The 8,803-nt window shown below is 58.6% G+C and carries 11 protein-coding genes and 1 tRNA gene; 8 read left to right on the forward strand and 4 right to left on the reverse strand.

The features are described 5' to 3' along the window. Position 1: 1 nt before the first annotated feature. Positions 2-172, reverse strand: a complete 171-nt coding sequence (locus tag NW834_RS02680; protein WP_414329021.1) for a hypothetical protein — start codon at positions 170-172, stop codon at positions 2-4. A gap of 295 nt (positions 173-467) precedes the next feature. Here NW834_RS02680 and NW834_RS02685 point away from each other — a divergent pair, with 295 nt between their 5' ends. From NW834_RS02685 to NW834_RS02710, 6 genes are all read left to right on the forward strand, one after another. Then, positions 468-872, forward strand: coding sequence for an NIL domain-containing protein (locus NW834_RS02685; RefSeq protein ID WP_011433941.1), 405 nt, complete (start codon positions 468-470; stop codon positions 870-872). Positions 873-980: 108 nt separating this feature from the next. Next, entirely contained in the window at positions 981-1,202 is a 222-nt protein-coding gene (ndhL, locus tag NW834_RS02690; protein ID WP_011433942.1) for an NAD(P)H-quinone oxidoreductase subunit L, read from the forward strand. Between the two features lie 28 nt (positions 1,203-1,230). Continuing rightward, on the forward strand, positions 1,231-1,566 hold the full coding sequence (locus NW834_RS02695; protein ID WP_414419240.1) for a DUF3007 family protein: 336 nt from the start codon (positions 1,231-1,233) through the stop codon (positions 1,564-1,566). Positions 1,567-1,853: 287 nt separating this feature from the next. Further along, positions 1,854-2,399 (forward strand): response regulator, encoded by a 546-nt coding sequence (locus NW834_RS02700; RefSeq protein WP_414426211.1) that lies wholly within the window; start codon positions 1,854-1,856, stop codon positions 2,397-2,399. A gap of 273 nt (positions 2,400-2,672) precedes the next feature. Next, positions 2,673-3,596 carry an NAD(+) kinase gene (locus NW834_RS02705; protein ID WP_011433945.1) on the forward strand — a complete coding sequence of 308 codons (924 nt, stop codon included), beginning with the start codon at positions 2,673-2,675 and terminating at the stop codon, positions 3,594-3,596. Positions 3,597-3,686: 90 nt separating this feature from the next. Beyond that, a tRNA-Leu gene (locus NW834_RS02710) sits at positions 3,687-3,767 on the forward strand. 76 nt (positions 3,768-3,843) lie between these two features. On the opposite strand, the gene NW834_RS02715 is transcribed toward NW834_RS02710, so the two are convergent. Beyond that, positions 3,844-4,335, reverse strand: coding sequence for a pentapeptide repeat-containing protein (locus NW834_RS02715; RefSeq protein ID WP_414332111.1), 492 nt, complete (start codon positions 4,333-4,335; stop codon positions 3,844-3,846). A gap of 167 nt (positions 4,336-4,502) precedes the next feature. Next, positions 4,503-4,799 (reverse strand): hypothetical protein, encoded by a 297-nt coding sequence (locus NW834_RS02720; RefSeq protein WP_011433947.1) that lies wholly within the window; start codon positions 4,797-4,799, stop codon positions 4,503-4,505. 227 nt (positions 4,800-5,026) lie between these two features. Here NW834_RS02720 and lptB point away from each other — a divergent pair, with 227 nt between their 5' ends. Next, positions 5,027-5,755, forward strand: coding sequence for an LPS export ABC transporter ATP-binding protein (gene lptB, locus NW834_RS02725; RefSeq protein ID WP_011433949.1), 729 nt, complete (start codon positions 5,027-5,029; stop codon positions 5,753-5,755). Here lptB and NW834_RS02730 read toward each other — a convergent pair. Beyond that, entirely contained in the window at positions 5,752-7,221 is a 1,470-nt protein-coding gene (locus tag NW834_RS02730) for a pyruvate kinase (RefSeq protein WP_041436732.1), read from the reverse strand. The genes lptB and NW834_RS02730 overlap by 4 nt on opposite strands. A 254-nt stretch (positions 7,222-7,475) precedes the next feature. Here NW834_RS02730 and NW834_RS02735 point away from each other — a divergent pair, with 254 nt between their 5' ends. Further along, a complete protein-coding gene (locus NW834_RS02735; RefSeq protein ID WP_414419239.1) occupies positions 7,476-8,597 on the forward strand; it encodes an LptF/LptG family permease in 1,122 nt (373 codons plus the stop codon). Positions 8,598-8,803 lie beyond the last annotated feature (206 nt).

Raw genomic sequence — 8,803 nt, forward strand, 5'->3', positions numbered from 1 at the left:
TTCAGTGATGCAAGGAACCCTGGAGACGCAGTTGCTTCATCTCTTGCAAAAACTGCCGTTGGTACTTGAGGAAGGCCGTGTGCCACTCGCGGAAGCGACGCTCGCCATCCCGCACCAGCATCTGGCGGTACTGCTCTGAGTTGAGACGGGGCTGAGCAAAAGATGGGTTCATAGGGATCGGGGACGCTCTCCATCCTATTGTGGCAGGCTCTGGGTCGGCTTCCACAGATAGCTTTTGGTGAGAGGGGCACGCTGATAATGGCGCCGTTGTCTCACGCGCTGCCTCTGGTGATCTTCCCAAGAAGCTGAGCTCACCGAAAAACTGGGTTCAAAGCCCCGCCCTACCGCTGTGGGGTTCGCCTTGGGTGTCCTGTGGAGGGTGGAAGTGAGCTGCATTCACGGCCAAACTGAACCTCACAAGCCTGCCATACTGAAGGAAGTTGCTGCACTCAAAACACTCAAGATCCGTGCGCAAACGAGTCACCCTCATTTTCCCCCGCCATTTGGTGAATGTGCCTCTCACCTATCGGTTGGCCAAAGACTTCGATGTGGCTGCCAATATCGTGCGCGCCAGGGTAGCCCCCAACGAAGTGGGTACTTTGGTGGTGGAGCTGTCGGGGGATATCGACCAGGTGGAAGCAGGATTGGAATGGGTACAGTCTTTGGGCATTGAGGTGACTGAACGGGCCAAGGAAATTCAAATCGACCCAGACTTGTGCGTGGACTGTGGATTGTGTACGGGAGTTTGCCCAACCGAGGCCCTGAAGATTTCTGCTCCCAACTGGAAGCTGGAGTTCTCTCGCAACCGCTGTGTCATGTGCGAACAGTGTGTTGCCACCTGCCCCGTTGGGGCGATCAGCACCAGCTTGTAGTCAGTTTGTGGTCAGTTGGCTGAGTTACGAACTCCCCCAAGCTGACAAATCCCTTTACAATCCTGTTAGATTTGTTGGACATAGGTCTAGCTGCGGAGCGCACTCGACATGGCTTCTACTCCATCGTTGATTGGGTTAACTTATGCCGGTTTGGCTGTTCTCTATCTGCTGGTGCTGCCTCTGTTGTCTCTGCTGTACGTGGACAAACGCTGGACTTCAGGCAGTGCTTGGGAAAAGGTGCTGATGTTTTTCTTGGTCTTGTTTTTCTTTCCCGGCATGGTGCTCTTGGCTCCCTTCATGACGTTCCGGCCCAAGCCTCGGTCGCTGTAAGGTCAGCCGTTTGTCGGTTCACTGAGCCATGCGCAGATTGGATGTTCTTGCTATAGGCTTAGCCCTGCTGTTGGGGGGAGGGATCCTCTACGGCCTGCTGCTTTGGGCGGGCTTGGATACGGGGGCCGCGCAGCAGATATCGAGCGTGGTGCTTCTATTGGCCTGCTTGGGGTGGACTTTTGGCTACCTGAAGCGGGTGCTGCGGGGGGAAATGACCCTGAAGGCTCAATGGGCCAGCTTCGAGACCCAGCAACTTCAAGAGAAACTCCACTCGCTGTCTCCGGAAGAGTTGCAGGCCCTGCAAGCTGAATTGGAAAGTGAGAAAGAAGGGATCCCGGATTGGGTTGAGCAGGAGAAACATTGAGGCCATTGGACAGGCCGCACCCAGAAATGGGCTGTCGGCTGCTGGGGATCCAGGTTTAAGGGTATGAAGCGTCGGGCTTAAACCGCAATACTTGTATATCTGTATATCCGGTTACCATTTGCTTCCCCTAAGAATGCTACATTACGCCCCGCACAAGATTCTGGCGTACGACGGATTATTAAGTGGTGCAAGCCTTTGCCTTTCCTTCTACTCGCATATCTCCATCCACTGTGAGAAAAACCATACTGCTAGCTCAGGGCCAGCCCTCGCAAATTCATCTCTGGAAGTTGGCGCTGGAGTCTCAGGGGCACTCTGTGGTGCTGGTTTCCCCGCGTGAAGATCTGCTGGAGGTGGCAGCAAGTCAGCCTCTGGATCTGATGGTGGTGGACATGACGACGGGGCTGTTTAACCCCTATGCCTTTTGTCGAGAGTGCCAAAGCAAGCTGCCCAACATCCCTGTTATCCTGACTCATCACCCCCGCCGCCACATCGAGCCCGCAGAGCGGCGCTGGGCAATCTACCAGGGGGCAGCAGATGTGATCCCTGGCTTGGCGGAGGCCGGCGACCTTCTCCACTCCCTCGAACGGATTTACGAGGCTGCCAGGTGGTTTTTGCCTATTGACACGGAGGCGCTCCACAGGGCTCTGAAGCAAGCGGGCTTATGGCCGGCGGAGGTCAGCCGTACATCTTCTTCCACCCCTCCCCCGCAGCCGAGCGCCCACTCTCCCACCGCCCCTCCACAACCCATCACCGCGGAAGGGGATCCAGGGCAAAAAGACTTGACCCCGCAGGTGAAGTACCGACTGATGTACCGGGGTCGCCCTGTCGATTGAGGTACTCGTTCCAACCTGCCGTCACTCGTTTTTCCTCGTAGCTTCTCGTGGCTTCTTGCCCTGCCAGGGTTGAGCTGCCGATTGGCAACGAGCAGGATGCAATCGCTGCAGCCCCGGGCAGCAGTGTATGGCTTCGCCATGCAAGCTACCCGTCTTGTTCAGCGTCAATGTATCAGCGAAGTCTGCTGGCAGAAATTGTGGAATGGATCACCTGGCCAGCAGAGGGGCCTGCAGAACTGATAGAGTTTTGGCACCTCTGCCTTCCCATTGCCCATGACCAAGCCCAAAGCCGGGATCCTCTACAACGACGCCAAACCCGCCGCCAAACGCAGCAGCGAAACCCTAGCCCGCTGGTTTCAGGAGCAGGGCTGGGAAGTCTGTGTGGCCCCCAACTGGGGCGGTATCCTCGGTTATGCCAAGCCCGACAGCCCCATCTGCCTGACCAAAGTAGATAGCCTGGCCCCGGCTGGATTTGATCAAACCATGAAGTTTGCGGTGGTGTTGGGGGGAGATGGCACCGTCTTGGCAGCAGCACGGCAACTGGCCCCCAAAGGGATCCCCTTGTTGGCGGTGAATACGGGCCATCTGGGCTTTCTGACGGAGACCTACCTTCCTCACCTAGAAGAGGCAGCCAGTGCCGCCATTGCCGGGGAATACACCCTGGATCGCCGCAGCATGTTGCTGGTGCAAGCCTACCGAGGGCAAGAATTGCGCTGGGAGGTCTTGAGCTTAAACGAGATGGTGTTGCACCGCGAGCCTTTGACCAGCATGTGCCACTTCGAGATCACCATCGGGGATCACTCACCTCTGGATGTGGCTGCCGACGGAGTCATCTTGGCTACTCCCACCGGCTCGACGGCCTATGCCCTCTCGGCGGGTGGGCCGGTGATCACACCGGGGGTGCCGGTTTTGCAGCTGATTCCCATCTGCCCCCATTCCATGGCGTCGCGGGCCTTGGTCTTCCCCGATTCGGAGGAGGTATGGATTAGCCCCGTTACCCCTCAGCCACTGGTTTTGGTGGTAGATGGAAATGCCGGCTGCTACATCATGCCGGAAGACCAGATTCGGGTGGTACGTGCCCCCTATTGGACAGATTTGATGCGCCTGCGCCGACCGGAATTTTTCCGGGTTATGCGAGAGAAGTTGGGGTGGGGACTGCCCCACGCTTCCAAGCCCACGTCGGTGGAGTTGCCTTAACTTTGCCGAGGCAGGACAAGCCATAGCTGCAAAATGGCCAATGCCCTTAACAACTCCACCCCTCTGTCGCTATGATGGTTAGGCTCGGAAGCGGATGTGGCGGAATTGGTATACGCGCACGTTTGAGGGGCGTGTGGCTTTGCCTTGCGAGTTCGAGTCTCGCCATCCGCATTACGCAATTAGTACGCGTTATTCATTAGTCCCTCTCCCAGAGAGGGAGAGGGGAAGCTGGCTTCGGCCTTTGCCACTATTCCCGAACGGCACCCTGCAGGCGTGCGCCCCAGGTGCGAGCAAAGCGCAGGTCAGCCCCAACCAGGTTGGCGTCGCGTAGATCGGCCCCCCGCAAGTCGGCGCCGTACAGGGATGCAGAAGAGAGATCGGCCCCCCGCAGGTTGGCCCCCCGCAAGTCTGCCCCCTCCAGGTAAGCGCCACTCAGGTTGGCTCCGCTCAATTGAGCCCGCCGCAAATTGGCCCCCACCAGGTAAGACTGGCTGAGATCGGCGCCCGTCAAGATGGTGCGCTCCAGATTGGCCTCGATGAGATCGGAACCGCTGAAATTGGCCTCCGCCAAATCCAGATTGCTCAGCTCAATGGATCCCAGGCGGCAGTTGGGACAGGTGCGGGAAGCCATGAGGTAGCGCATAAAACAAGAGTTGTAGGTTGTGGCTGCGGCAGAGGAAGCCAAGGCTGCCGTGGCCAGTAGTGCCCAAATGGCGGGAACTTTGAGATTGAGGTTCATGGTTACCAAGCCTCACAATTTTGAAGGTTTACGTGAAGGGACACAGCAGAGGGGGATGGTTCTGCGCTGGTCACATGATAGTGGCATCTTCTGGCTTCGGCCACTCCGCAGGTCTGTCTGGCCCACCTGATAGCAGGCTCTCTCAGGGCGGGATGACGTTTGGAGTCCTATCGTCCCGAAGCTGCCGGGCCGTTGCCAACACTGGGAAGGGGTGGATCTTTGAGCAGCGGCTGCACCCAATGCCAAGACAGTTGCCCCAACCCCACCAAAACCCCGAGTATTGCCGAGGAAGTCAGGACGCGATCCCAGCGGATTTCCCGCCAGCCGGCAGGGCTGGTTGTTGGCCTTCTTGGGTTGAGTTTCTCGGCAACAGGAAGCGGGCGATGGCGCAAAAAGTGCCCACAGCGGCGACAGCGATAATCGGAGTTGGAGTTGAGCCAGTAGCAAGCTGGGCAGCGAAGCATGGGAAGGCCAGGGATCCCATCCTGAAGCGGTGGTGCAACCAGTTACAGTACGCCGTCATGATGATAGTATCGAAGACTTCCAGGGTCAGCCTGAGGGGATCAATTCTGCTCAGATCTCTCTGGATTGTGGGCAAGATTTGGGGCATCTTCGGGAGAGACACTTACTACAGGATCCCTGTCTGGGCGAGAAGCCCCTTTCAGAATCGGTGAGCATTGATCAGCGCCCTATGCAGATCTACTTAGAAAACATCTGTAAGCGCTATGGCCGCCGTGAGGTGGTGAGCGACGTCAGCCTAAACATTCAGCAGGGGGAGATCGTCGGGCTGCTGGGCCCCAATGGGGCGGGGAAAACCACCACGTTCTACATTATGACCGGCCTGATCCAGCCGAACCGAGGCCATGTCTGGTTGGATGACCAAGATATTACCCACCTGCCCATGCATCGTCGTGCCCAATTGGGGATCGGCTACCTGGCCCAGGAGCCGAGTATTTTTCGTCGCCTCAGCATTCAAGACAACCTGCTGCTGATCATGGAGCAAACAGGGGTGCCCCGTCGCCTTTGGCAGCAGCGGCTCAACCAACTGCTGGAGGAGTTTCGCATCGCCCACGTGGCCCACAGCCTGGGCCTGCAGGTATCGGGGGGGGAGCGTCGCCGAGCGGAGATCGCCCGTGCCTTGGCCGCTGGGATCCACGGGCCGAAATTTCTGCTGCTGGATGAGCCCTTTGCGGGGGTGGATCCCATCGCGGTGGCGGATATTCAGGAGGTGGTGGCCAAGCTCAAGCAACGGGGCATCGGTGTTTTGATTACTGACCACAACGTGCGGGAGACGCTGGAGATCACCGACCGGGCCTATATCCTCAACGACGGGGCCATTTTGGCCAAGGGCACGGCGGCGGAGCTGGCGGCGGATCCCTTGGTGCGCAAGTATTACCTAGGAGAGAAGTTCCGCCTCTAGCGCCAAGAGTACAGAGCCCGCAGACGTTGGCTTTTCTTGTGTTGGTGGGTCTGCATACGGGCCAGCAGCTCATCCAGGAGGGCAACCGCCTCCAGCAGGTAGGGGCCCTTGTTGAGCATCACACATTCGGCGCGGGCAGACATCACCGCATCGGAAAGCTCAGGCCGCGAGGGCAAGCCCTCCTTGGTGAGCTGATCCAGCACCTGGGTAGCCCAGACCACCGGCACCTGGGCTGCCTCGCAGATCCACAGCAGTTCCTCCTGGATCTCGCCCAAGCGCAGCCAACCGATCTCCACAGCCAGATCGCCACGGGCAATCATCACCCCCAGGGGCCGGCAGCCGGCAACGGTCGCGATCAAGGCCGGCAGATTTTTTACCGCCCGCTGCGTTTCCATCTTGAGGATCAAGCCCAAATCGGGGCGAGCCTGCCGCCGCTCCAGCTCAGAAACCAGCAACTGCAAGTCCGCGGGCTGCTGGACAAAGGAATAGCCCACTAAGTCGGCATGCCGCACCACAAAGTCCAGGTCTTGGCAGTCTTTGTCGGTAAGGGAACGGATCTGGAGCTGACTGTCAGGAAAATTGAGGCCTTTTTCTGCTCGCAACTTCTTGCCCTGAGGGGCAACTTTGTCCACCTCCAGCACCACGCCTGCCGGCTCGATCCTTACCACGCGGGCGCCGATTTTGCCGTCGTCGATCCAAACGGTTGCCCCCACTTGCAGGTGCGCCAAAACCTCCGGCAGGCTGCAGGTCACCTGGCAGGAGATATCGGCGCTGGCCTCAGGAACCTTCGCGGTGAGCAGGATGCGATCCCCGCGGTACACCTTGGTTTTGCCGGGGGGCATGGCCACTGGGCCGGTGCGGATCTTGGGGCCGGCCAGGTCCAGCAAAATCTTGCAACGCCGTTGGGTCTGGGCTTCGGCCTGGCGCAAGTGGGCCACCATTTTCTCCCACACCGAGGGCTCGTCGTGGGCGCAGTTGATGCGGGCCACGTTCATGCCCCGCTCCAACAACTGCAGCAACAGCTCCGGCTGCTCGGCGGCTTCGCTGGGCAGGGTCACCATGATGCGCGCGCGGCGATGGGGAGAAGGAGGGCCAAACAGCGCCTCGGCGTGCTGCTCTAGTGCCGTATCCCCGGCGTAAAACTCTTCATAGCTGGGTGCCGTATGGGTCAAACCCTGGGTGGCTGCCAAAATAGCAATCACCGCATCCAGGCTCTCCAGAACCCGCGACTCACAGCGCCCCAGCGAGGACAGCCCCGCAGCCGCCAGCTCCAGTTGCAAGCTGCGCAGATCCTGTTGGCGCAGCGCCAGGTAGCGCGCCAGGTTGTGGATGGCCGCAGGAGGGCTCGTAAGGCAGCCCCAAGCGGCCAAGTATTTCTGGGATCCCTCTACAACCTGCTGCCGCAGCTCCAGGAGCCGCTCCAGCAAACTCCTAAGATTGCAGGAGGGGGAAGAGGAGGAAACCATGTCGAAAGTCTTCCCAAGACAAACCCGGCCCAATTCTATGCCTGAGCTTACTTGGGGTCGATCATAGGCAGGTTAGGTTGAGAAAGGAAGGCGATAGCCTTTCATTGCCCAGTGTTCCGGTCTAGAGTCGTTAACAGCCTTCGGCTGTCCTGCCTACTACTTCCTTGGGTTGCGTGAAACTTCATTCTCTCCCTCCTGCCCGTTCCCGCGAGCGGCCTGACCACAGGCTCTCCCTCGTTTGCGCGGTGGGCCTGATGGATCGCTATGTCCTCTCGGAGATGCTGCTGCCGTTTCTCTTTGGGGTGGGAGCTTTCACAACCTTGGTGATGGCGGTGGGATCCCTGTTTGAGCTGGTGCGCCTGGTGGTGGAAGCGGGTCTGTCGCTTTCGGCGGCGTTACAGGTGTTTGTGTTGCGGGCGCCGGGGATCATCGTTTTGACGTTCCCGATGTCCATGTTGCTGGCGACGTTGCTGGCCTACGGGCGCTTGTCTGCCGACAACGAGATCACGGCCTTGCGCGGATGCGGGGTGAGCCTTTACCGCCTCATGGTGCCTGCCCTCATCCTCAGCTTGCTGGTGACGACGTTAACGTTTCTGTTCAATGAGCTGGTGGTGCCGGTGAGCAATCGCCAGGCAGCCACGACTTTGAACCGAGCTTTAAATCGGGATCCCGACTTCCGGCGGGAGAATATCCTCTACCAAGAATTTGGCGAGATCCTCATGCCTGAGCCGGACGGCACCTTTTCCCGGCGACAAGGGCTAACCCGTCAGTTCTACGCCCGCAGCTTCGATGGGAAGCAAATGCGCGGCATTATCGTCCTGGATTTTTCCAACGAGGCGCTCAACCAAATTCTGCTGGCCCAGCGGGGGCGCTGGGATCCCCAAGAGAATCTTTGGGTGTTTGAGGATGGCACCAACTACATCGTTTCTCCGGATGGCACCTACAGCAACATTGCCACCTTCAGCCGGCAGGAGTTGCGTCTGCCTCGCGCGCCGCTGGAGCTGGCTCAGGAGATTCGCAGCCCTGAGGAAATGAACATTCGGGAGCTGAAGCATTACATCGAGGTGATCGCCAGTTCTGGAGATCTGCAACGGGTGCGCCGTCTGCAGGTCAGCCTCAACCAAAAGTATGCCATTCCTTTCGCGTGTCTGGCGTTTACCCTGATTGGGGTGCCTTTGGGGCTGCGCCCGCAGCGCACCGGTTCCTCTTTGGGGTTGGGCATCAGTGTGCTGATTATCTTTGCCTTCTATGTGCTGCTGTTCATCACCCAGGCGCTGGGACAAATTGGGACGCTGGGGCCGGCAACGGCGGCTTGGTTGCCCAACTTGATCTGTGCCGCCGTAGGGCTGGGGTTGCTTTACCGAGCCAATCAGTAGCTGCTGGGCACCGTTTCTCCAGATGTAGGATAAAACTGCCCAATGGATTCTCGTATTCTGGAGAGCTCCCCCATGGAAGTTCAAGCTTGGATGAATTGGATGTTTGGCGGATTAGCCCTGCTGATCTTGGGGGGAGCATGACTCTAGTCAATAATAAGCTCAACTATACTGAAAATAATGTATAATATGTTCAGTACGGATTACTA

Source organism: Synechococcus sp. R60.1, from assembly GCF_047461835.1.
GTDB lineage: Bacteria > Cyanobacteriota > Cyanobacteriia > Thermostichales > Thermostichaceae > Thermostichus.

What these genes read in the sequence shown, in the direction of transcription:
- NW834_RS02680 (WP_414329021.1), bottom strand. Translation starts at nt 172, where the DNA reads ATGAACCCATCTTTTGCTCAGCCCCGTCTCAACTCAGAGCAGTACCGC.
- ndhL (WP_011433942.1), top strand. Translation starts at nt 981, where the DNA reads ATGGCTTCTACTCCATCGTTGATTGGGTTAACTTATGCCGGTTTGGCT.
- NW834_RS02695 (WP_414419240.1), top strand. Translation starts at nt 1,231, where the DNA reads ATGCGCAGATTGGATGTTCTTGCTATAGGCTTAGCCCTGCTGTTGGGG.
- NW834_RS02705 (WP_011433945.1), top strand. Translation starts at nt 2,673, where the DNA reads ATGACCAAGCCCAAAGCCGGGATCCTCTACAACGACGCCAAACCCGCC.
- NW834_RS02715 (WP_414332111.1), bottom strand. Translation starts at nt 4,335, where the DNA reads ATGAACCTCAATCTCAAAGTTCCCGCCATTTGGGCACTACTGGCCACG.
- NW834_RS02720 (WP_011433947.1), bottom strand. Translation starts at nt 4,799, where the DNA reads ATGCTTCGCTGCCCAGCTTGCTACTGGCTCAACTCCAACTCCGATTAT.
- lptB (WP_011433949.1), top strand. Translation starts at nt 5,027, where the DNA reads ATGCAGATCTACTTAGAAAACATCTGTAAGCGCTATGGCCGCCGTGAG.
- NW834_RS02730 (WP_041436732.1), bottom strand. Translation starts at nt 7,221, where the DNA reads ATGGTTTCCTCCTCTTCCCCCTCCTGCAATCTTAGGAGTTTGCTGGAG.
- NW834_RS02735 (WP_414419239.1), top strand. Translation starts at nt 7,476, where the DNA reads ATGGATCGCTATGTCCTCTCGGAGATGCTGCTGCCGTTTCTCTTTGGG.